General features: G+C 61.0%; 21 protein-coding genes. 10 read left to right on the plus strand and 11 right to left on the minus strand.

Annotated features, from left to right (window positions below; genetic code table 11):
* The first annotated feature begins 122 nt into the window (after nucleotides 1–122).
* The 4 genes from glnA to ntrC all read left to right on the plus strand — a co-directional run bounded on the left by glnA (nucleotide 123) and on the right by ntrC (nucleotide 5,027).
* On the plus strand, nucleotides 123–1,529 hold the full coding sequence (glnA, locus tag ACQRBT_RS07490; RefSeq protein WP_024072899.1) for a glutamate--ammonia ligase: 1,407 nt from the start codon (nucleotides 123–125) through the stop codon (nucleotides 1,527–1,529).
* Between the two features lie 181 nt (nucleotides 1,530–1,710).
* Nucleotides 1,711–2,247 (plus strand): chorismate mutase, encoded by a 537-nt coding sequence (locus ACQRBT_RS07495; protein WP_244384600.1) that lies wholly within the window; start codon nucleotides 1,711–1,713, stop codon nucleotides 2,245–2,247.
* A gap of 261 nt (nucleotides 2,248–2,508) precedes the next feature.
* Entirely contained in the window at nucleotides 2,509–3,594 is a 1,086-nt protein-coding gene (gene glnL, locus ACQRBT_RS07500) for a nitrogen regulation protein NR(II) (protein WP_060754600.1), read from the plus strand.
* On the plus strand, nucleotides 3,591–5,027 hold the full coding sequence (ntrC, locus tag ACQRBT_RS07505; RefSeq protein ID WP_060754601.1) for a nitrogen regulation protein NR(I): 1,437 nt from the start codon (nucleotides 3,591–3,593) through the stop codon (nucleotides 5,025–5,027). The genes glnL and ntrC overlap by 4 nt, the downstream gene beginning before the upstream one ends.
* A gap of 460 nt (nucleotides 5,028–5,487) precedes the next feature.
* Here ntrC and ACQRBT_RS07510 read toward each other — a convergent pair whose 3' ends face one another.
* Nucleotides 5,488–5,928, minus strand: coding sequence for a hypothetical protein (locus ACQRBT_RS07510; RefSeq protein WP_090367358.1), 441 nt, complete (start codon nucleotides 5,926–5,928; stop codon nucleotides 5,488–5,490).
* Between ACQRBT_RS07510 and ACQRBT_RS07515 the strand changes: the two genes are divergently transcribed.
* Nucleotides 5,927–6,382 carry a tRNA (cytidine(34)-2'-O)-methyltransferase gene (locus ACQRBT_RS07515; RefSeq protein WP_003171120.1) on the plus strand — a complete coding sequence of 152 codons (456 nt, stop codon included), beginning with the start codon at nucleotides 5,927–5,929 and terminating at the stop codon, nucleotides 6,380–6,382. The genes ACQRBT_RS07510 and ACQRBT_RS07515 overlap by 2 nt on opposite strands.
* Nucleotides 6,383–6,508: 126 nt before the next feature.
* Here ACQRBT_RS07515 and secB read toward each other — a convergent pair whose 3' ends face one another.
* Genes secB through ACQRBT_RS07530 form a run of 3 tightly spaced genes read right to left on the minus strand, consistent with a single transcriptional unit; the run spans nucleotide 6,509 to nucleotide 7,699 of the window.
* Entirely contained in the window at nucleotides 6,509–6,988 is a 480-nt protein-coding gene (gene secB / locus ACQRBT_RS07520; protein ID WP_090367361.1) for a protein-export chaperone SecB, read from the minus strand.
* A gap of 41 nt (nucleotides 6,989–7,029) precedes the next feature.
* Nucleotides 7,030–7,284 carry a glutaredoxin 3 gene (grxC, locus tag ACQRBT_RS07525; protein WP_060754604.1) on the minus strand — a complete coding sequence of 85 codons (255 nt, stop codon included), beginning with the start codon at nucleotides 7,282–7,284 and terminating at the stop codon, nucleotides 7,030–7,032.
* Between the two features lies 1 nt (nucleotide 7,285).
* On the minus strand, nucleotides 7,286–7,699 hold the full coding sequence (locus tag ACQRBT_RS07530) for a rhodanese-like domain-containing protein (protein WP_060754605.1): 414 nt from the start codon (nucleotides 7,697–7,699) through the stop codon (nucleotides 7,286–7,288).
* 150 nt (nucleotides 7,700–7,849) lie between these two features.
* Between ACQRBT_RS07530 and gpmI the strand changes: the two genes are divergently transcribed.
* The 5 genes from gpmI (at nucleotide 7,850) to ACQRBT_RS07555 (ending at nucleotide 14,488) form a co-directional block, all read left to right on the plus strand.
* Nucleotides 7,850–9,376 (plus strand): 2,3-bisphosphoglycerate-independent phosphoglycerate mutase, encoded by a 1,527-nt coding sequence (gpmI, locus tag ACQRBT_RS07535; RefSeq protein WP_060754606.1) that lies wholly within the window; start codon nucleotides 7,850–7,852, stop codon nucleotides 9,374–9,376.
* A 282-nt stretch (nucleotides 9,377–9,658) separates the two neighbouring features.
* Entirely contained in the window at nucleotides 9,659–10,954 is a 1,296-nt protein-coding gene (locus ACQRBT_RS07540; RefSeq protein ID WP_090367365.1) for a murein hydrolase activator EnvC family protein, read from the plus strand.
* Nucleotides 10,955–10,985: 31 nt separating this feature from the next.
* Complete coding sequence (locus ACQRBT_RS07545; RefSeq protein ID WP_244384602.1) at nucleotides 10,986–12,305, plus strand: S41 family peptidase; 1,320 nt, start codon at nucleotides 10,986–10,988, stop codon at nucleotides 12,303–12,305.
* 1 nt (nucleotide 12,306) lies between these two features.
* A complete protein-coding gene (locus ACQRBT_RS07550) occupies nucleotides 12,307–13,092 on the plus strand; it encodes a divergent polysaccharide deacetylase family protein (RefSeq protein ID WP_412046558.1) in 786 nt (261 codons plus the stop codon).
* Nucleotides 13,073–14,488: a Vps62-related protein gene (locus tag ACQRBT_RS07555; protein WP_427851668.1), complete on the plus strand. Its 1,416-nt coding sequence runs from the start codon at nucleotides 13,073–13,075 to the stop codon at nucleotides 14,486–14,488. The genes ACQRBT_RS07550 and ACQRBT_RS07555 overlap by 20 nt, the downstream gene beginning before the upstream one ends.
* On the opposite strand, the gene ACQRBT_RS07560 is transcribed toward ACQRBT_RS07555, so the two are convergent.
* The 7 genes from ACQRBT_RS07560 to ACQRBT_RS07590 form a co-directional block, all read right to left on the minus strand.
* Entirely contained in the window at nucleotides 14,441–15,196 is a 756-nt protein-coding gene (locus ACQRBT_RS07560; protein ID WP_060754611.1) for a substrate-binding periplasmic protein, read from the minus strand. The genes ACQRBT_RS07555 and ACQRBT_RS07560 overlap by 48 nt on opposite strands.
* Nucleotides 15,197–15,262: 66 nt before the next feature.
* On the minus strand, nucleotides 15,263–16,033 hold the full coding sequence (gene hisF / locus ACQRBT_RS07565) for an imidazole glycerol phosphate synthase subunit HisF (RefSeq protein WP_003171107.1): 771 nt from the start codon (nucleotides 16,031–16,033) through the stop codon (nucleotides 15,263–15,265).
* 9 nt (nucleotides 16,034–16,042) lie between these two features.
* Nucleotides 16,043–16,780, minus strand: coding sequence for a 1-(5-phosphoribosyl)-5-[(5-phosphoribosylamino)methylideneamino]imidazole-4-carboxamide isomerase (gene hisA, locus ACQRBT_RS07570; protein ID WP_008435688.1), 738 nt, complete (start codon nucleotides 16,778–16,780; stop codon nucleotides 16,043–16,045).
* Nucleotides 16,781–16,819: 39 nt separating this feature from the next.
* Nucleotides 16,820–17,077, minus strand: a complete 258-nt coding sequence (locus ACQRBT_RS07575; protein WP_060754613.1) for a DUF2164 domain-containing protein — start codon at nucleotides 17,075–17,077, stop codon at nucleotides 16,820–16,822.
* Complete coding sequence (gene hisH / locus ACQRBT_RS07580) at nucleotides 17,078–17,716, minus strand: imidazole glycerol phosphate synthase subunit HisH (RefSeq protein WP_060754614.1); 639 nt, start codon at nucleotides 17,714–17,716, stop codon at nucleotides 17,078–17,080.
* On the minus strand, nucleotides 17,716–18,309 hold the full coding sequence (gene hisB, locus ACQRBT_RS07585) for an imidazoleglycerol-phosphate dehydratase HisB (RefSeq protein WP_017849940.1): 594 nt from the start codon (nucleotides 18,307–18,309) through the stop codon (nucleotides 17,716–17,718). Before hisB ends, hisH begins: the two co-directional genes overlap by 1 nt.
* A 274-nt stretch (nucleotides 18,310–18,583) precedes the next feature.
* A complete protein-coding gene (locus ACQRBT_RS07590; protein WP_060754615.1) occupies nucleotides 18,584–20,245 on the minus strand; it encodes an OFA family MFS transporter in 1,662 nt (553 codons plus the stop codon).
* Between the last annotated feature and the right edge of the window lie 291 nt (nucleotides 20,246–20,536).

Genomic DNA, 20,536 nt, shown 5'->3' on the forward strand with positions numbered 1-20,536 from the left:
CGCACTGGCATGCAATTTGCTCTCTTGTGAGGCAGGTTGCCTTGGCGGACTATCCGCGCCGGCATCACCCACATTCTAAGGGCTAACTCCACTACCCAGCCCGAAGCCACCCGGAGGACACTATGTCGAAGTCGGTTCAACTCATCAAAGATCATGACGTTAAATGGATTGATCTGCGCTTCACGGACACCAAAGGTACTCAGCACCACGTGACCATGCCGGCGCGTGATGCGCTGGATGATGCTTTCTTCGAAGAAGGCAAAATGTTCGACGGTTCCTCCATCGCCGGCTGGAAAGGCATCGAAGCCTCCGACATGATCCTGATGCCGGACGACAGCACTGCCGTTCTCGACCCGTTCACCGAAGACCCAACCCTGATCATCGTTTGCGATGTGATCGAGCCTTCGACCATGCAAGGCTACGACCGCGACCCACGTGCGATCGCCAAGCGTGCCGAGGAATACCTGAAGTCGACCGGTATCGGCGACACCGTATTCGTAGGCCCTGAGCCAGAATTCTTCATCTTTGATTCGGTCAAGTTCAAGTCCGACATCTCCGGCTCCATGTTCAAGATCTTCTCCGAGCAAGGTTCGTGGATGTCCGACCAGGACGTGGAAGGCGGCAACAAAGGCCACCGTCCAGGTATCAAAGGCGGCTACTTCCCAGTTCCGCCGTTCGACCACGACCACGAAATCCGTACCTCCATGTGCAACGCCATGGAAGAAATGGGCCTGGTCATCGAAGTTCACCACCACGAAGTGGCGACTGCCGGCCAGAACGAAATCGGTGTGAAGTTCAACACCCTGGTTGCCAAGGCTGACGAAGTTCAGACCCTGAAGTACTGCGTACACAACGTGGCTGACGCCTACGGCCGTACCGCAACCTTCATGCCTAAGCCACTGTACGGCGATAACGGTTCGGGTATGCACGTTCACCTGTCCATCGCCAAAGAAGGCAAGAACACCTTCGCCGGCGAAGGTTATGCCGGCCTGTCCGACACTGCCCTGTACTTCATCGGCGGTATCATCAAGCACGGTAAGGCCCTGAACGGCTTCACCAACCCGTCGACCAACTCCTACAAGCGTCTGGTCCCAGGCTTCGAAGCTCCGGTGATGCTGGCCTACTCGGCGCGTAACCGCTCCGCTTCGATCCGTATTCCTTACGTGTCCAGCCCACGCGCTCGCCGTATCGAAGCCCGCTTCCCGGATCCGGCAGCCAACCCATACCTGGCCTTCGCTGCCCTGGTAATGGCTGGCCTGGACGGTATCCAGAACAAGATCCACCCTGGCGATGCCGCCGACAAAAACTTGTACGACCTGCCGCCTGAAGAGGCCAAAGAGATCCCACAAGTGTGCGGCAGCCTGAAAGAAGCCCTGGAAGAGCTGGACAAAGGTCGTGCGTTCCTGACCAAAGGCGGCGTATTCAGCGACGACTTCATCGATGCCTACATCGAGCTGAAAAGCGAAGAAGAAATCAAAGTACGCACCTTCGTACACCCACTGGAATACGAGCTGTACTACAGCTGCTGATCCAGTAGCGCTGCTTGACGTAGCGTGATGACGAAAAAGACCTCCTTCGGGAGGTCTTTTTTTGCCTCGGTTTTATTAAAAATGTGGGAGGGGACCTGCTCCCGATGGCAGAGTGTCAGCCAGCACCTGTATTCACAGGCCCCATCGGGAGCAAGCCCCCCCCCCCACAAGGAGATCTGCGTTGAAACATAGACTTTTGTCAGCCCTGTTATTCGTCAGTGTCAGTGCGAGCGCCGCGCCGCCCACCCTGGAACCACTGCTCAACAGCATCGCCGAACGCCTGGAGATCGCTGACCAGGTCGCCCTGAGCAAATGGGACAGCCACAAGCCAGTGGAAGACAAGAAGCGCGAACAAGAGGTGATCGCCAGCGTCGCCGCCCAGGCACCGACCTACAAACTGGCACCTGACGCGGCGGAGCAATTCTTCTCGGCGCAGATCGAAGCCAACAAACTGGTGCAATACACCCTGCTGTCCGACTGGCAGTTCCAGGGCAAGGCGCCCGACGAGCCACGCCCGGATCTGGTAAAGCAGATTCGCCCACGACTGGACGAACTGCAAAAGCGCATGCTCCAGCAGCTGGCGGATTTCACCCCGCAACGCACCGACCCGCAGTGCCCGCAATGGCTGGCACAGGCCGTCCATGAACCACTGAACGACCCAATGCGGCAACTGGCGATGATTCGCGCCACGGCTGAGCTGTGCATCTTCAAAGGCTGACCGCCAGGAAAGCCGCCTGGCTTTCCTGAACGGACCTTTCAAAACAGCACTATATTGGTGCATCGGGTTGCACTCTTCCCCTCTGTCCAGCCCATTTTGGTTCGAAACTTCACGATCAAGCTGGCAGAACGCCACAGTTTCGCGCCTTAACCCCCCATTCCAGAGGTTTCGCGCTTCTTTTCGGAGCCTTGGTTTGGTTTTTGCATTTTCCTGGTATCAGCGTGTGCCTCAAGCCCGCGCCTTGCTCCAAAAGAGGTCCTGATGACCATCAGCGATGCACTGCACCGTTTGCTACTCGACAACCTGACCACCGCAACCATTCTGCTCAATGACGACCTGCGCCTTGAGTACATGAACCCGGCGGCGGAGATGCTCCTGGCTATCAGTGGCCAGCGCAGCCATGGACAGTTCATCAGCGAATTGTTCACCGAGTCGGCCGAAGCCCTGAGCTCGTTGCGCCAGGCAGTGGAGCAGGCACACCCGTTCACCAAGCGCGAGGCGATGCTGACCGCCCTCACCGGCCAGACGCTGACCGTCGACTACGCCGTGACCCCGATCCTGAGCAACGGCGCCACCTTGCTGCTGCTGGAAGTGCACCCCCGCGATCGCCTGCTGCGCATCACCAAGGAAGAGGCCCAGTTGTCCAAGCAGGAAACCAGCAAAATGCTGGTGCGCGGCCTCGCCCATGAGATCAAGAACCCGCTGGGCGGCATTCGCGGCGCGGCGCAGTTGCTGGCCCGCGAGCTGCCGGAGGAGCATCTCAAGGACTACACCAACGTCATCATCGAAGAAGCCGACCGCCTGCGTAACCTTGTGGACCGCATGCTCGGCTCCAACAAGCTGCCGTCGCTGGCGCTGACCAACGTGCATGAAGTCCTGGAGCGCGTCTGCCAGCTCGTGGAAGCCGAAAGCCAAGGCTGTATCACCCTGGTACGCGACTACGACCCGAGCATTCCCGACGTATTGATCGACCGCGAACAGATGATCCAGGCGGTGCTCAATATCGTGCGCAACGCCATGCAGGCCATCAGCAGCCAGAACGAACTGCGCCTGGGCCGCATCAGCCTGCGCACCCGTGCCCTGCGCCAGTTCACCATCGGGCATGTGCGCCATCGCCTGGTGACCAAAGTCGAAATCATCGACAACGGCCCCGGAATTCCGGCGGAACTTCAGGAAACCATCTTCTTTCCCATGGTCAGCGGCCGCCCGGACGGTACCGGGCTGGGCCTGGCCATTACCCAGAACATCATCAGCCAGCACCAGGGTCTGATCGAATGTGAGAGCCATCCTGGCCACACCACCTTCTCGATCTTTCTACCACTGGAACAAGGAGCCCCATCGACATGAGCCGTAGTGAAACTGTGTGGATCGTCGATGACGACCGTTCTATCCGCTGGGTCCTCGAAAAAGCCTTGCAACAGGAAGGCATGGCCACCCAGAGCTTCGACAGCGCCGACGGCGTGATGAGCCGCCTGGCCCGCCAACAGCCGGACGTGATCATCTCCGACATCCGCATGCCCGGCGCCAGTGGCCTGGACTTGCTGGCACGCATCCGCGAGCAGCACCCGCGCTTGCCGGTGATCATCATGACGGCGCACTCCGACCTGGACAGCGCTGTCGCGTCCTATCAGGGCGGCGCCTTTGAATACCTGCCCAAGCCGTTCGACGTGGACGAAGCGGTGGCGCTGGTCAAGCGCGCCAACCAGCACGCCCAGGAACAGCAAAACCAGGAAGCCCCGCCGACCCTGACCCGCACTCCGGAAATCATCGGTGAAGCGCCGGCGATGCAGGAAGTCTTTCGTGCCATCGGGCGCTTGAGCCATTCCAACATCACCGTGCTGATCAACGGCGAATCGGGCACCGGTAAAGAACTGGTGGCCCATGCCCTGCACCGTCACAGCCCACGGGCAGCCTCGCCGTTCATCGCCCTGAACATGGCGGCGATCCCGAAGGACTTGATGGAGTCCGAGTTGTTCGGCCATGAAAAAGGTGCCTTCACCGGTGCCGCCAACCTGCGCCGTGGCCGCTTTGAACAAGCCGATGGCGGCACGTTGTTCCTCGACGAAATCGGCGACATGCCGGCCGACACCCAGACGCGCTTGCTGCGCGTGCTGGCCGATGGTGAGTTCTACCGTGTCGGCGGGCATACCCCCGTCAAAGTGGACGTGCGCATCATCGCCGCGACCCACCAGAACCTGGAAACCCTGGTGCACGCGGGCAAATTCCGTGAGGACTTGTTCCACCGCCTGAACGTCATCCGTATCCACATCCCACGCATGTCGGATCGCCGTGAAGACATCCCGACCCTTGCCCGCCACTTCCTCAGCCGTGCAGCCCAGGAACTGGCCGTCGAACCGAAGCTGCTCAAGAGCGAGACCGAGGAATACCTGAAGAACCTGCCGTGGCCCGGCAACGTGCGCCAGTTGGAGAACACCTGCCGCTGGATCACCGTGATGGCGTCCGGACGCGAAGTGCATATCAGCGATCTGCCGCCGGAGCTGTTGAGCCTGCCGCAAGATTCGGCCCCCGTGACCAACTGGGAGCAGGCGCTGCGCCAATGGGCTGATCAGGCCCTGGCACGTGGCCAGTCGAACCTGCTGGACAGCGCTGTGCCGGCCTTCGAGCGAATCATGATCGAAACCGCCCTGAAGCACACCGCCGGCCGCCGCCGCGACGCCGCCGTGCTACTGGGCTGGGGCCGCAATACCCTGACTCGCAAGATCAAGGAACTGGGGATGAAGGTCGATGGCGGGGATGATGATGAGGGTGATGAAGGCTGAGTATCAGGTCTCTGATCGTTCCCACGCTCTGCGTGGGAATGCCGCCCTGGACGCTCTGCGTCCGCTTTTAGAGTCATGACGCGGAGCGTCACAGGATGCATTCCCACGCGGAGCGTGGGAACGATCAAACCCGATCTTCGTGCACCGCTTCAATGCACCACGAACCGTCATCGCGCACAGATGCAATGCTTAAAATCTCAGCCAAGCTGAGAAAAATCTGAAAACCAAAAACACCAAAGCCCCGTATTTCGGGGCTTTTCGCTTTCTGGAGACTTTTTTCGGTACAAATTACAAGTTCTGGCACGCGCCCTGCATTAACCCTTTTACAACCCAGTTTCGGGGACCTTGGTACAGGCAGGCCGAGAATCCCCTCTTTACACCGGGGCGCTTGATGCTAACAGCATCGTGCCCCACACCCGTTTTGGGAGCCCTGGTACAGGCAGGCCGGGAACTCCCTCTTTTATTCCTCCCGGAGATGGATCTCCAGCCGCCAGCGGCCGTCGGTTTTTCCCCCGTTCCACTCTCCACGCAACGGTCGCGCGGCCACCAGGTTGAGCAGCAAGCCGCGATCGGTCTTGCGCACGCGCCAGTTCACATCCTTGTCGTTGACCTTGAGTTGCCCACCGCCAGCCTTGCCCTGGGCGTCGAACAGCAACGCCACCGCGCCGTCGATATGCTCGCCGTGCAGCTTGGGTTCGCTGTTGAACCACACCACCATGCCATCCGCGCGGGTCTCGACCTGCTGCAACTCGACCGGGTCGGGTGTGGTCAGGCGGCCGATCATCAAGCCGATCATCAGGCCGACAATCGCCAAAGAGCCCATGACCCGTGGCAATAGCTTCGGCCTTGGGTCGTCTTCAGGGGTAGAATGCAACGCATCTTTGCCTTCGGAGCCGTGCATGTTTCACGTCATCCTTTTTCAACCAGAAATTCCGCCGAATACCGGCAACGTTATCAGGCTGTGCGCCAATAGTGGCTGCCACCTGCATTTGATCGAGCCGCTGGGCTTCGACATGGACGACAAGCGCCTGCGTCGCGCCGGGTTGGACTACCACGAGTACGCCACCCTCAAGCGCCACGCCGACCTTGCCAGCTGCCTGGAAAGCCTGGGCCACCCGCGCCTGTTCGCGTTCACCACCAAAGGCTCGCGGCCGTTTCATGATGCCAGTTTTGCCGAAGGCGACGCCTTCCTGTTCGGCCCGGAAAGCCGCGGCCTGCCGGCCGAGGTGCTCGACGCCCTGCCCGACGGCCACCGCCTGCGCCTGCCGATGCGTGAGGGTTGCCGCAGCCTGAACCTGTCCAACACCGTAGCCGTTGCCGTCTACGAAGGCTGGCGCCAGCTGGGCTTCAAGTAACACCCATAACAAATGTGGGAGGGGGCTTGCTCCCGATGGCGGAGTGTCAGTCGACATCTATGTGACTGATCCACCGCCATCGGGGGCAAGCCCCCTCCCACATTGGGTTCTGCGTCGGGTTCGAGATTACTGAACCGTCGACGAACCTTCCTGTTGCATGCGCTGCAGCTCTTGAGCGTACAGGGCATCGAAGTTCACCGGAGCCAGCATCAGCGCCGGGAACGAGCCGCGGGTGACCAGGCTGTCCAGGGTCTCGCGGGCATACGGGAACAGGATGTTCGGGCAGAACGCGCCCAGGGTGTGGCTCATGGACGCTTCGTCCAGGCCCTGGATCAGGAAAATACCGGCCTGTTGCACTTCAGCGATGAAGGCCACTTCCTCGCCATTCTTGACGGTTACCGACAGGGTCAGTACCACTTCGTGGAAGTCGCCTTCCAGGGATTTCTGGCGGGTGTTCAGGTCCAGGGCAACGCTTGGGGTCCACTCCTGGCGGAAGATGGCCGGGCTTTTCGGCGCTTCGAACGACAGGTCGCGAACGTAGATGCGCTGCAGCGAAAATTGTGGGCCTTGGGCTTCTGCTGCTTCGGTATTCTGTTGGTCAGTCATCACAGATCCTTCTTAATCTTGGGGTCTTTAGGGTTTAGGAGTCAGACGAGCAGCAGCGCATCGAGTTTACCGGCGCGCTCCAGGGCGAACAGGTCATCGCAGCCACCGACGTGCCGGGTGCCGATCCAGATCTGCGGCACGGACGTGCGCCCCGCTTTCTGGGCCATTTCGGCACGCACCTGGGGTTTGCCGTCGACCTTGATCTCTTCGAAGGCAATGCCCTTTTTCTCCAGCAAGGCCTTGGCCCGCATGCAGTAAGGGCACCAATCGCTGGAATACACGACAACCTGGCTCATATCACTTCACCAGCGGCAGGTTATCGGCCTTCCAGCTGCCGATACCGCCGGACAGTTTGGCGGCGGTGAAACCGGTCTTGAGCATTTCGCGAGCGTGGGTGCCGGCGTGCTGGCCTTGGGCGTCGACCAGGATGATGGTCTTGGCTTTGTATTTTTCCAGCTCGGCCAGGCGTGCGATCAGCTTGTCCTGCGGAATGTTCAGGGCGCCAACAATGTGGCCGCCGGCAAATTCCTTGGCCGGGCGAATATCCACGACAACGGCTTCATCCTTGTTGACCAGCGCGGTCAGCTCCGACGTGCTCAGGCTGCGGCCACCGCGGCTCATTTCATGAGCGATCAGCAGCGCCAGCAGGATGACAAAGGCACCCGCGAGCAGGTAGTGGGCAGTGGCAAATGCAATCAGGTGATCAACCATCAAGGAGGTTCCAGGGCGTTAAAATGGCGGTAAGTATACACAGCCGTCCGGGGGGGCCAACCCCCGTAAAGCGGTGACGTGGTGGGAACTTCGCTTTAAACTGCCACTCACTTTTCAATTCTCTTCCTTATTAGCGCCGCGAGAGGATCTATGACTACCACGCCTAAACCTTTGGTCCTGATAATTCTCGATGGCTTCGGACACAGTGAAAGCCACCACGACAACGCCGTGTATTCGGCCAACAAGCCCGTGCTGGACCGCCTGACCGCTACCGTACCCAATGGCCTGATCTCCGGTTCCGGCATGGACGTGGGCTTGCCGGACGGCCAGATGGGCAACTCGGAAGTCGGCCACATGAACCTCGGCGCCGGACGAGTGGTATACCAAGACTTCACCCGTGTGACCAAAGCGATCCGCGACGGCGAGTTCTTCGAGAACCCGACCATCTGTGCGGCGGTGGATAAAGCAGTCGCAGCCGGCAAGGCCGTGCACTTCATGGGCCTGCTCTCCGACGGCGGCGTTCACAGCCACCAGGATCACCTGGTCGCCATGGCCGAACTGGCCTTCAAGCGCGGCGCCGACAAGATCTACCTGCACGCCTTCCTCGACGGCCGCGACACTCCGCCGAAAAGCGCGCAATCGTCCATCGAACTGCTGGACGCCACCTTCGCCGCCCTCGGCAAGGGCCGCATCGCCAGCCTGGTGGGTCGTTACTTCGCCATGGACCGCGACAACCGTTGGGACCGCGTGTCCCAGGCTTACAACCTGATCGTCAACGGCCAGGCCGACTTCAACGCTGCCACCGCACAGGACGGCCTGCAAGCTGCCTACGAGCGCGGCGAGAGCGATGAGTTCGTCAAAGCCACCACCATCGGTGAGCCGGTGAAAGTGGAAGACGGCGACGCCGTGGTGTTCATGAACTTCCGCGCCGACCGCGCCCGCGAGCTGAGCCACGTGTTCGTCGACGACGGCTTCAAGGATTTCGAGCGCTCGCGCCAGCCGAAGGTCGAGTTCGTGATGCTGACCCAATACGCCGCCAACATCCCGGCCCCTTCGGCATTTGCCCCGGGCAGCCTGGACAACGTGCTGGGCGACTATCTGGCGAAAAACGGCAAGACCCAGCTGCGCATCGCCGAAACCGAGAAATACGCCCACGTGACGTTCTTCTTCTCCGGTGGCCGCGAAGAGCCATTCCCGGGCGAAGAACGCATCCTGATCCCGTCGCCGAAAGTCGCCACCTACGACCTGCAGCCGGAAATGAGCGCACCGGAAGTGACCGACAAGATCGTCGATGCCATCGACCACCAGCGTTACGACGTGATCGTGGTCAACTACGCCAATGGCGACATGGTTGGCCACAGCGGCAACCTGGAAGCGGCGATCAAGGCTGTGGAATGCCTGGACACCTGTGTCGGCCGCATCGTCGACGCCCTGGAAAAAGTCGGCGGCGAAGCACTGATCACCGCCGACCACGGCAACTGCGAGCAGATGTCCGACGAATCGACCGGCCAGGCCCACACTGCCCACACCACCGAGCCGGTACCGTTCATCTATGTTGGCAAACGCGACCTGAAAGTGCGTGAAGGCGGCGTATTGGCGGATGTGGCGCCCACCATGCTCAAGCTGATGGGCCTGGAGAAGCCGAAAGAGATGACCGGCACTTCGATTCTGGTCTGACTCACCCTGATCGTTCCCACGCTCTGCGTGGGAACGATCGAAACCCTGGTGGGAGGGGGCTTGCTCCCGATAGCATCGTGTCAGTCGACATCCATTTGACTGACCCACCGCCATCGGGAGCAAGCCCCCTCCCACATGTGATCTTCGGTGTTTGGTAGATGTCTTTATGCCATACCGCTGCCACTCGGCACCTATCTTGGCATCCCGCCCCAATTGGGCGTTTTTTTTGCAGCGCTTGGCGGGCATACTAGGCCGTCCCTTTCCCTGGTGTCGCCCGCCTCTATGCTTCGCGCCTTGATTACCCTCGCTCTCGTCTGCCTGCTCCAACCGGCTTTTGCCGATGAGCGCGCACAAACCCAACAACAGTTGGACGCTACGCGTCAGGACATTACCGAGCTGAAAAAACTGCTCGGCAAGCTCCAGGAAGAAAAATCCGGCGTGCAGAAAGACCTGCGCAGCACGGAAACCGAGATGGGCAAGCTGGAGAAGCAGGTCCAGGAGCTGCAAAAAGAACTAAAGAAGAGCGAGTCGGAACTGGAGCGACTCGACGCTGAGAAAAAAAAACTCCAGGGCGCCCGCGTTGAGCAACAACGCCTGATCGCGATCCAGGCCCGCGCCGCCTACCAGAGCGGCCGCCAGGAGTATCTCAAGCTGCTGCTCAACCAGCAGAACCCTGAGAAATTCGCGCGCACCCTCACCTATTACGACTACCTGAGCAAGGCCCGCCTGGAGCAATTGAAGGGTTTCAACGAAACCTTGCGCCAATTGGCCAACGTGGAACAGGAAATCGCCGACCAACAGTCGCAGTTGCTCGACCAGAAAAGCGCCCTCGACACCCAGCGCGACCAGTTGGACAAGGTCCGCAAGGAACGCCAGCTGGCGCTGGCCAAGCTCAACGACGATGTCAAAGCGCGCGACGCCAAGCTCCAGGCCCGTGAGCAAGACCAGGCCGACCTGGCCAAAGTGCTCAAGACCATCGAGGAAACCCTGGCCCGCCAGGCTCGCGAGGCAGAAGAAGCGCGGCAAAAAGCGCTGATCGCCCAGCAGGAAGCGGAAAAAAAGCGCCAGCGTGAGGCCGAACTGGCTGCCACGACGGATGCCCCGGCGCCCCGCAAACCTGCGCATTCCGCACCTGGCCCGCTGGTTTCCAGTGCGGGAGAATCGTTCGGCGGCCCTTTTGCTTCAGCTCGCGGAAAACTTCCATGGCCTGTTGATGGTCGATTGTTGGCTCGTTTTGGGGAAACCCGTGGCGATGACACCCGCGCCAAGTGGGATGGTGTGATGATCAGCGCCGCTGCCGGCAGCCAGGTCCACGCCGTCCACGGCGGGCGTGTGGTGTTCGCCGACTGGCTGCGCGGTGCCGGCTTGCTGGTGATTCTTGACCACGGTAATGGCTATTTGAGCCTTTACGGCCACAATCAGACTTTACTCAAGTCGGCAGGTGATGTTGTAAAAGCCGGTGAATCCATCTCCACTGTCGGTAACAGTGGTGGCCAGGACACTCCGGCGCTGTATTTCGCTATTCGTCAGCAGGGTCGCCCGAGCGATCCCGCACAATGGTGCAGAACCCAAGGATAAGGGTCGCGCCTACATTAGGAGTTCGTTCGACATGCTGCATTTGTCCCGCCTCACTTCGCTGGCCCTGACGATCGCCCTGGTGATCGGCGCGCCTCTGGCTTTTGCCGACCAGGCCGCACCGGCTGCACCCGCCGCGACCTCCGCAGTGACCACCAAGGCGCCGTTGCCGCTGGAAGAGCTGCGTACCTTTGCCGAGGTGATGGACCGGATCAAGGCGGCCTATGTCGAACCCGTAGACGACAAGACCCTGCTGGAAAATGCCATCAAGGGCATGCTCAGCAACCTCGACCCGCACTCCGCCTACCTCGGCCCGGAAGATTTCGCTGAGCTGCAGGAAAGCACCAGCGGCGAATTCGGTGGCCTGGGCATCGAAGTGGGCTCCGAAGATGGCCAGATCAAAGTGGTGTCGCCGATCGACGACACCCCGGCGTCCAAAGCCGGTATCCAGGCCGGCGACCTGATCGTGAAGATCAACGGCCAGCCCACTCGCGGCCAGACCATGACCGAAGCCGTCGACAAGATGCGCGGCAAGCTCGGCCAGAAAATCACCCTGACCCTGGTACGCGACGGCGGTGCTCCGTTTGACGTGACCCTGGCCCGCGCGACCATCACGGTCAAGAGCGTGAAGAGCCAGTTGCTGGAGTCGGGCTACGGTTACATCCGTATCACCCAGTTCCAGGTCAAGACCGGCGACGAAGTGGCCAAGGCCCTGGCCAAGCTGCGCAAAGACAACGGCAAGAAGCTCAACGGCATCGTGCTCGACCTGCGCAACAACCCGGGCGGTGTGCTGCAGGCGGCGGTGGAGGTGGTCGACCACTTCATCACCAAAGGCCTGATCGTCTACACCAAAGGCCGGATCGCCAACTCCGAGTTGCGCTTCTCGGCCACCGGCAATGACCTGAGCGAAGGTGTGCCGCTGGCGGTATTGATCAACGGCGGCAGCGCCTCGGCCTCGGAAATCGTCGCCGGTGCCCTGCAGGACCAGAAGCGTGGCGTGCTGATGGGCACTACCAGCTTCGGCAAAGGCTCGGTGCAAACCGTGTTGCCGCTGAACAACGAACGAGCCCTGAAGATCACCACGGCGCTGTATTACACGCCCAATGGCCGGTCGATCCAGGCCCAGGGCATCGTCCCGGACATCGAGGTGCGCCGCGCCAAGATCACCAACGAGACCGATAGCGAGTTCTACAAGGAAGCTGACCTGCAGGGTCACCTGGGCAATGGCAACGGCGGTGCCGACCAGCCTACCGGCAGTGGCGCGAAAGCCAAGCCGATGCCGCAGGACGACGACTATCAACTCGCCCAGGCACTGAGCCTGCTCAAGGGCTTGAGCATCACCCGCAGCCGTTGATATGCGTTTTGCCTTGATCATCGCTGTACTGTGCAGCCTGGCAGGGGTCGCCCACGCGACCCCTGCCGGCGAGCCACACAAAGCCTACCTGACCCTGATCATCGACGACCTTGGGCAAAACCTGCCGAGGGATCGCCGCGTGCTGGCCCTGCCTGGGCCGGTGACCACGGCGATCATGCCCGACACGCCCCACGCCGCCGAATTCGCCCGCGAGGCCCACAAGGCCGGCAAGATCGTGATCCTGCACATGCCCATGGACCCGGCCACCGGCCCGTTCGCCTGGCACCCCGACCTGCCGATCGAAGAACTGGGCAAACGCCTGGATGCCGCCTTCCAGGCGGTGCCCTACACCGCCGGCATCAACAACCACATGGGCAGCCGCATGACCGCGCAATCGGCCGCGATGGCCTGGTTGATGGCTGAGTTGCAACGGCGCAACAAGTTCTTTGTCGACAGCCGCACCAGCGCGCAGACCGTCGCCGCTGCCGAAGCGCAGAAGATCGGCCTGGCCAGCGTCTCGCGGGACGTTTTTCTCGATGACGAACGCACCGAAGGCGCAATCACCACGCAACTGCAAACCGCGATCAAGCTGGCCCACAAGCAGGGCTCGGCGGTGATGATCGGCCATCCCTACCCGCAAACCCTGGCGGTGCTGGAGCGGGAGTTGCCCAAGCTCAAGGCGCAGGGTGTGGAGTGGATCGATATCAAGTTGATGATCAGCGTGCGCAGCAATCAAGCGATGGCCGGCCACGGAAAAAACGGCACCTATTCACCCGCGCGTAGATAAGTACTGCCCCGCCCTTGCGGCATTCTTCGATAGTCGCTCCTCCCATTCATCGGAGAGCTTTCGAATGCCCCATCTACAGTTCAAAGACCTGCTCATCAGCTTCACCAGCGAATTCCTGCCGCTCTGGAATGACCTGGGGTCCGGCGCTCACAAAGCGGTCAGCCTGTGGCGCCCCAGCACCTCCGCCGACGCCCTGGGCCAGTTTTTCCCCGTGGGCGATATCGCCACCGACAGCTATCGCAATATCAACCAGCGCAAGATCGTCGCCGTGGTCAGTGACGCGAATAAAGTCGACGGCACCGCCCTGCGTTCGCCGGAAGACTACCAACTGGTCTGGAAAGACACGGATTCAGGCGCACGCACCGACTTTTCCATATGGCGGCCGCTGGCACCCGAAGGCTATGTCGCCATGGGCCTGGTGTGCGGCGTGGGCTATGAAAAGCCTTCGCGCAACGCCGTACGCTGTGTCCGCGCCGACTTGGTCGTCAATGCAAAACCCGGTGACTTGATCTGGAATGATTACGGCAGTGGCGCCTCCAAGGACTTCAGCGCCTGGTCGATCACGCCTCCGGACGCAGAGCCTGGAGAGATCTACCTGGCACCTGGCACCTTTATCGGCAATGCACGCTACGCCAAGCCTGATCTGCCGACCTACGCATTGCGCCTGGACCTGACCGCGCAACCGGGCGAACCATTATCCCCGCCGGCACTGACGGGTTATGAGCCGCCTGCAACAGAAGAAACTCCTGCGCCGCCGCAGGTCTGTGAACTGCCCTGGTTCTGCGTGAAGGACCCGGAACTGAGCACAAACGAGCAGTTGCTATCGTCGCCGACCTACCGACTGGAGCGCACTGACCGCCATCAGTTTGCCGGCTTCGGGCACAACACCAGCGCCACCAGCCAACCGTTCATGTGGACAGCGACCAAAGGCGAGATCGGCGATTACTCGCTCGCTCTGTCAGCCATCTCTCGCGTTTCGATGTGGCGCAAATGGTCGGCGAGCCTGCGTCCGTTCCAGTTGAGCTTCTCGGCGAACCTGGAGCCGGCCTTCACTCATACCCAGCGGTCCGCCAAAGGTTGGAACTATGCCTCGCCCCTGGAAATCATCACCTACATTCCGGCCCAAAAAGCCGTGGCGGCTTACCTGATCCAAAGCGAATACCGCTTGCTGCGCCAGGACGGCAGCCAGGTGGCGGCGACCGTCACTTACATCAACGGCGATCACATTTACATGAGTGAGTATCCCAAGGATCAGCCGGTACCCGACGTCAGCAAGACTGAGTTGCCCGAGCCCCTACCCACAACCGAGGTGGCGCTGGAGCACGCCGCTGCACAGACAGAACCGGCGCTAGAGATAGCGGGCCATGATCTCGTCAATGAAACCATCGCCCCGTAACTGATCGAGCGCGGCCTGGAGCTTGGCTACCACGTCGTCGGGCACATCCTTGTTCAGCGCCAGGTACAGTTGGGCACTGTTAAAGCGCAGTACCGTCTTGAGCCCGGTCACACCGACCTGGCGCGCCAGGTAACGCCCGGCGGGATCACCGGTGGCCCACAGGTCGATCTGGCCATCCAGCAGCTTCTGCGCATTGTCCTGGTCGCGCAGTACGACTAACGGCTTGAGACCCTGTTTTTCCAGGGTCTCGGCAATCGCGTCGCCCTTGTAGGCGCCTACCTTGTAATGCCGGGCGTGCTCCAGGTCCGGCAGCTGGATAGTGCTGTCAGCCTTGGCCAGCATCACCCAGTCGTCCGGGCCGATGGGGCCGACCCATTTGAACAAGCCTTCACGGTCCGGCAGGCGCGCCATCACGAACACGCCGTAGCCGGGTTTCTCCAGGGCGAGTTTGTAGATTCGTTCCCAGGGGAAACGCAGGGTTAGGTTGTAGGAAATGCCGGCACGCTTGAAGGTTTCACGCACGATGTCCACGGCGATGCCTTCGATGTTCTCGTCCTTGGCGAAGTTCTTGCCGTTTTTCGCCATGTTGTAGGGCGGGAAGTTTTCCGTCAGCAACACCAGGGAGACGTCGGACGGCGCTTCGGCATTCGCCGAGCCGGCCAGCACGGCGCAAGAACTGGCGAGGGCGAGCAGCAGGTGTCTGAACATGAAGGTTACCGGAATCCATGGCAAGCGCAGAGAGTGCCCCGCGCCTGCCAGGGTGTCCAGCAGCGTTTAGCGAACGACGATACCGCGCGCCGCCATGTACGCCTTGGCTTCGGGAACGGTGTATTCGCCAAAGTGGAAAATACTCGCCGCCAGCACGGCGCTGGCGTGGCCTTCGATCACGCCGTCGGCCAGGTGCTGCAGGTTGCCGACACCACCGGAGGCGATCACCGGAATGCCCAACGCATCACTGATGGCACGGGTAACGCCCAGGTCGAAGCCGTTTTTCATGCCGTCCTGGTCCATGCTGGTCAGCAGGATTTCACCAGCCCCCAGGCCCTCCATCTTCATCGCCCACTCTACTGCGTCCAGGCCGGTGGGCTTGCGACCACCGTGGGTGAAGATCTCCCAACGCGGGGTCTCACCCGGGCCGGAAACCTTCTTGGCGTCGATGGCGACGACGATGCACTGCGAACCGAAGTGTTGCGCCGCTTCACCGACGAACTCCGGGTTGAACACGGCAGCGGTATTGATCGAGACCTTGTCCGCCCCCGCGTTGAGCAGGTTGCGGATGTCTTGCACGGTGCGCACGCCACCGCCCACGGTCAGCGGGATAAATACCTGGCTGGCCATGCGCTCCACGGTATGCAACGTGGTGTCGCGGCCGTCGACGCTGGCGGTGATGTCGAGAAAGGTAATCTCGTCGGCACCTTGCTCATCGTAGCGACGGGCGATTTCCACCGGGTCGCCGGCGTCACGGATGTTCTCGAACTTGACGCCCTTGACCACGCGACCATTGTCGACGTCCAGGCAAGGGATGATGCGTTTGGCCAGCGCCATGGTCAGTCCTCAGCCGTTGTAGGCATCGCAGTAAGCCTGGGCTTCGGCGACGTCCAGGGTACCTTCGTAGATCGCGCGGCCGGTAATGGCGCCGATGATGCCAGGCGCCTTGGCGTCCAGCAGCGACTTGATGTCACCCAGGTTGTGAATGCCGCCGGATGCGATCACCGGAATTCGGGTTGCCGCCGCCAACGCCGCGGTAAACGGTACGTTGCAGCCCTGCATCATGCCGTCTTTGGCGATGTCGGTATAAACGATGGCAGACACGCCGTCGGCTTCGAACTGCTTGGCCAGGTCGATCACCTGCACGGTGCTGATCTCAGCCCAACCGTCGGTGGCGACGAAACCGTCCTTGGCGTCCAGACCCACGATCACTTTGCCTGGAAATGCACGGCAGGCTTCAGCCACGAACGCCGGGTCTTTCACGGCCTTGGTGCCGATGATCACGTAGCTCACGCCAGCCTTGACGTAGTGCTCGATGGTTTCCAGGGAGCGGATGCCACCGCCGATCTGGATCGGCAGGTTCGGGTAGCGCTTGGCAATGGCGGTCACCACCTCGCCGTTGACCGGCTGGCCTTCGAAGGCGCCGTTCAGGTCCACCAGATGCAGGCGACGGCAACCCCCTTCCACCCATTTGGCGGCCATGCTCACCGGGTCATCGGAGAACACGGTGGAGTCTTCCATGCGGCCTTGGCGCAGACGTACGCAGGCGCCGTCCTTGAGATCGATAGCGGGGATAATCAGCATCTGGCAAACCTTATTCGATATTCAGCAATGCTTGGGAAGTCAGGGCTTCTCAAGCGACCACAGGTCGCTTTCGATGCTTTCGAACCTTTCTTTAAGGAGCGTCTGCGTGTCGAAAATCGCCCGGTTGTAATAGTGCGGCGCTACTTCGGTGGTGAACAGCTCAAGAATCTCGGCCACCTCAAACGAGCCCAGCGTGAGCTCGAAGCGGTCCTCCATGAAGACCTTGATCTTGTGGGTAGCCTCACGCTCCTGTTCGGGCGTGAGGTTCAGGATCGGCGGCCTGGGCTTCTTGGCCATTTACCAGCGACCATCCCACGCGGCGAAGTTCTGCAGCAATTGCAGGCCATGGGTGTGGCTCTTCTCCGGGTGGAACTGCACGGCAAAGCGCGAACCTTCGGCCAGCGCTGCGGCGAAGTCGACGCCGTAATGCCCGCCACCCACCACCTGGCGCGGGTCACCGGCGGCAATGTAGTAGCTGTGCACAAAGTAGAAGCGCGCCAGATCCGGAATGTTGTGCCACAGCGGGTGTTCCACTGTCTGGCTGACTTCATTCCAGCCCATGTGCGGGACTTTCAGGTGGGCGCCGTCTTCGTGCAGGTCCTTGCCGAAGAACTTTACCTGGCCGGGGAACAAGCCGATGCAGTCAACGCCATCGTTCTCTTCACTGCGATCGAGCAAGGCTTGCATGCCCACGCAGATGCCGAGGAACGGGCGATCCTGGCTGACTTCACGCACCAGGCTGTCAAAGCCCAAGCGGCGGATCTCAGCCATGCAATCGCGGATCGCGCCCACACCAGGGAACACCACCCGGTCAGCTTCGCGAATCACCTTGGCATCGCTGGTGATCAGTACCTTGCCGGCGCCTACATGTTCGAGGGCCTTGGCCACCGAGTGCAGGTTACCCATGCCGTAATCGATAACCGCGACCGTCTGCATTACAGGACGCCCTTGGTCGAGGGCATTTGCCCGGCCATGCGCTCATCCAGCTCCACGGCCATGCGCAGGGCGCGGCCGAAAGCCTTGAACACGGTTTCGATCTGGTGGTGAGTGTTGGTGCCGCGCAGGTTGTCGATGTGCAGGCTGACCAATGCGTGGTTGACGAAGCCCTGGAAGAATTCCTGGAACAGGTCGACATCGAAGCCGCCCACGGTGGCGCGGGTGTAGGGCACGTGCATCTGCAGGCCTGGGCGACCGGAGAAGTCGATGACCACGCGCGACAGCGCTTCATCCAGCGGCACATAGGCGTGACCGTAGCGACGGATGCCTTTTTTGTCGCCGATGGCTTTGGCAAAAGCCTGGCCCAGCGTGATGCCCACGTCTTCCACTGTGTGGTGGTCGTCGATATGCAGGTCGCCCTTGCTGACGATATCCAGGTCGATCAACCCATGACGGGCGATCTGGTCCAGCATGTGCTCAAGAAAAGGGACGCCGATATCAAATCGGGCCTTTCCGGTGCCATCCAGGTTGATCGAGGCTTTGATCTGGGTTTCCAGAGTATCGCGCTCGACGGACGCCTTACGTTCGGCCATCACCAACTCCGCAAAATCATTGGGCGAAAAAGGCAGCCATTATAGGGGTGCGGGCGCTAAACAGAAACATCGAAGGGGACAAGACTGACGAGTTGAAGCGAGGATAGACATGTGCATACATGTGAAAGCCTGTAGTGAGCGGGCTCGCCCCGCGCTGGGTGGCGCAGCCGCCCCAAATGCGGGCACCGCGGTTTTCCTGAAACACCGCGGCGCGTTCTCGTTGGGGCGGCTACGCCACCCAGCGCGGGGCAAGTCCGCTCACTACAAGGTTGTATCAGTGGAACAGGACTGCGGTTTTCTGCAGGGTCACCCACACACCCCACGCCAACGGAATGCCCACTACCAGCCACGCGGCGATGGCCAACGGCACGCTACCGGACGCTGCCTTCCACTCCAGGGAAGTGGTGGCATCCGCGCCCTTGTCATGGCCCAGCGCCTGTTCGGCGGCCAATTCGGCGTCGGTCATGAAGTACTTGTCGGCCACCGGACGTACCAGCATGTTGCAGATAAAGCCCAGCACCAACAGCCCGGCGAGGATGTACAGGGTGATGTCGTAGGCCGCAGCCCGCTCAACACCGATGCTCAACTGATACTCACGCAGGTAGTTCACCAGCACCGGACCCAACACGCCCGCCGCGGCCCAGGCGGTCAGCAGGCGACCGTGGATCGCGCCGACCATCTGGGTGCCGAACAGGTCGGCCAGGTAAGCCGGAACCGTCGCGAAACCACCGCCGTACATCGACAGGATGATGCAGAACGCCGCCACGAACAGCGCCACGTTACCCAGGTGCCCCAGGTTCGGAATCAGCGCATACAGGGCAAAGCCCAGGGCGAAGAACACAAAGTAGGTGTTCTTGCGGCCCAGGTAGTCGGAGAACGACGCCCAGAAGAACCGGCCACCAATGTTGAACAAGCTCAACAGCCCCGTGAAACCGGCCGCGATCGCCGCAATGGAAGCCAACTGCCCCGCATCCAACTGACCGAACGGCACATCGACACCCAGCAACTTGCCGCCAAACACTTCCTGCAACAACGGCGAAGCCATGCCGAGGATGCCGATACCGGCGGAAACGTTCAGGCACAGCACCAGCCATACCAGGCGGAACTGCGGGGTTTTCCAGGCCACGTTCACATGGACGTGACGGTGAGTGATCATCGCATTGCTGGCTTTTTTCGCCGGAGCGGTCCAGCCCTCAGGCTTCCAGCCGGTCGGCGGGACGCGGTACGACAAGGCGCCACCAATCATGAACACGAAGTAAATCGCCGCCATCACCAGGAAGCTCTGCCAGACGCCTACACTGGTTGGCGACGCAAAGTGGCCCATCAACGCCGCAGCCAACGGTGCACCAACCATCGCGCCGCCGCCGAAGCCCATGATTGCCATGCCGGTCGCCATGCCGCGTTTGTCCGGGAACCACTTGATCAGGGTCGATACCGGCGAGATGTAGCCCAGGCCCAGGCCAATGCCGCCAATGACCCCGGAGCCGATCCACATCAGCCAGATCTGGTGGGTATAGATACCCAACGCCGAGATCAACAGGCCGCCGCACCAGCACAGAGCCGATACAACGCCCGCCTTGCGTGGCCCGGCGTGTTCCAGCCAGCCACCCCAGATCGCTGCCGAGCAACCCAGGAAGATGAAGAACAGCGTGTAGATCCAGCCCAGCATGGAGATGGGCCAGTCACATTGGGATGAGAAAACTTGGGCAATAAAGCTCATGTCCGGCGCGCAGGCGACAGGCGCGGTGATGCCCAGCGCCTTGGACAGCGGCAGCCAGAACACCGAGAAACCGTAGGCCATGCCGATGCACAAGTGAATGGCCAGGGCGGCCGGCGGAACCAGCCAGCGGTTAAACCCTGGCTTGGCGATGATGCGTTCCTTGGACAGGAACGCAGGCTGCGCGACAGTACTACTCGTCGCAGTGCTAGTGCTCATTGGTGTTTCCCCCAGTTATTGATTGTTGTTCGTCGGGCGCTCTCTCACTCGGCCTTACACGCAAAGCGATGGCCGTTTTTGTTGAGGAGAAGCTCCTTAAGGGCGCGACGCAGTGTCGCAGAAGGCAGACGAACCCGCGCAGATTAGCACCTGCGGATGACAGAAAAACCAAACTGATATCACCTTTTTCGCAATAACTGTATTTTTTGGCGCCAAAATCCCGTTTCACAGGGTCTAGATACAATGTAACGATCCGTGAACTGACGAGAGCCTGCGGGCGTTATACTCTTC

This window comes from Pseudomonas sp. R19M, from assembly GCF_050312585.1.
GTDB classification, from domain to species: Bacteria; Pseudomonadota; Gammaproteobacteria; order Pseudomonadales; family Pseudomonadaceae; genus Aquipseudomonas; species Aquipseudomonas palleroniana.

Bases quoted from the DNA above. Each gene is read 5' to 3' on its own strand.
- glnA (WP_024072899.1), top strand. From the start codon at position 123: ATGTCGAAGTCGGTTCAACTCATCAAAGATCATGACGTTAAATGGATT.
- glnL (WP_060754600.1), top strand. From the start codon at position 2,509: ATGACCATCAGCGATGCACTGCACCGTTTGCTACTCGACAACCTGACC.
- ntrC (WP_060754601.1), top strand. From the start codon at position 3,591: ATGAGCCGTAGTGAAACTGTGTGGATCGTCGATGACGACCGTTCTATC.
- ACQRBT_RS07515 (WP_003171120.1), top strand. From the start codon at position 5,927: ATGTTTCACGTCATCCTTTTTCAACCAGAAATTCCGCCGAATACCGGC.
- ACQRBT_RS07510 (WP_090367358.1), bottom strand. From the start codon at position 5,928: ATGCACGGCTCCGAAGGCAAAGATGCGTTGCATTCTACCCCTGAAGAC.
- secB (WP_090367361.1), bottom strand. From the start codon at position 6,988: ATGACTGACCAACAGAATACCGAAGCAGCAGAAGCCCAAGGCCCACAA.
- grxC (WP_060754604.1), bottom strand. From the start codon at position 7,284: ATGAGCCAGGTTGTCGTGTATTCCAGCGATTGGTGCCCTTACTGCATG.
- ACQRBT_RS07530 (WP_060754605.1), bottom strand. From the start codon at position 7,699: ATGGTTGATCACCTGATTGCATTTGCCACTGCCCACTACCTGCTCGCG.
- gpmI (WP_060754606.1), top strand. From the start codon at position 7,850: ATGACTACCACGCCTAAACCTTTGGTCCTGATAATTCTCGATGGCTTC.
- ACQRBT_RS07540 (WP_090367365.1), top strand. From the start codon at position 9,659: ATGCTTCGCGCCTTGATTACCCTCGCTCTCGTCTGCCTGCTCCAACCG.
- ACQRBT_RS07545 (WP_244384602.1), top strand. From the start codon at position 10,986: ATGCTGCATTTGTCCCGCCTCACTTCGCTGGCCCTGACGATCGCCCTG.
- ACQRBT_RS07550 (WP_412046558.1), top strand. From the start codon at position 12,307: ATGCGTTTTGCCTTGATCATCGCTGTACTGTGCAGCCTGGCAGGGGTC.
- ACQRBT_RS07560 (WP_060754611.1), bottom strand. From the start codon at position 15,196: ATGTTCAGACACCTGCTGCTCGCCCTCGCCAGTTCTTGCGCCGTGCTG.
- hisF (WP_003171107.1), bottom strand. From the start codon at position 16,033: ATGGCGCTGGCCAAACGCATCATCCCTTGCCTGGACGTCGACAATGGT.
- hisA (WP_008435688.1), bottom strand. From the start codon at position 16,780: ATGCTGATTATCCCCGCTATCGATCTCAAGGACGGCGCCTGCGTACGT.
- ACQRBT_RS07575 (WP_060754613.1), bottom strand. From the start codon at position 17,077: ATGGCCAAGAAGCCCAGGCCGCCGATCCTGAACCTCACGCCCGAACAG.
- hisH (WP_060754614.1), bottom strand. From the start codon at position 17,716: ATGCAGACGGTCGCGGTTATCGATTACGGCATGGGTAACCTGCACTCG.
- hisB (WP_017849940.1), bottom strand. From the start codon at position 18,309: ATGGCCGAACGTAAGGCGTCCGTCGAGCGCGATACTCTGGAAACCCAG.
- ACQRBT_RS07590 (WP_060754615.1), bottom strand. From the start codon at position 20,245: ATGAGCACTAGCACTGCGACGAGTAGTACTGTCGCGCAGCCTGCGTTC.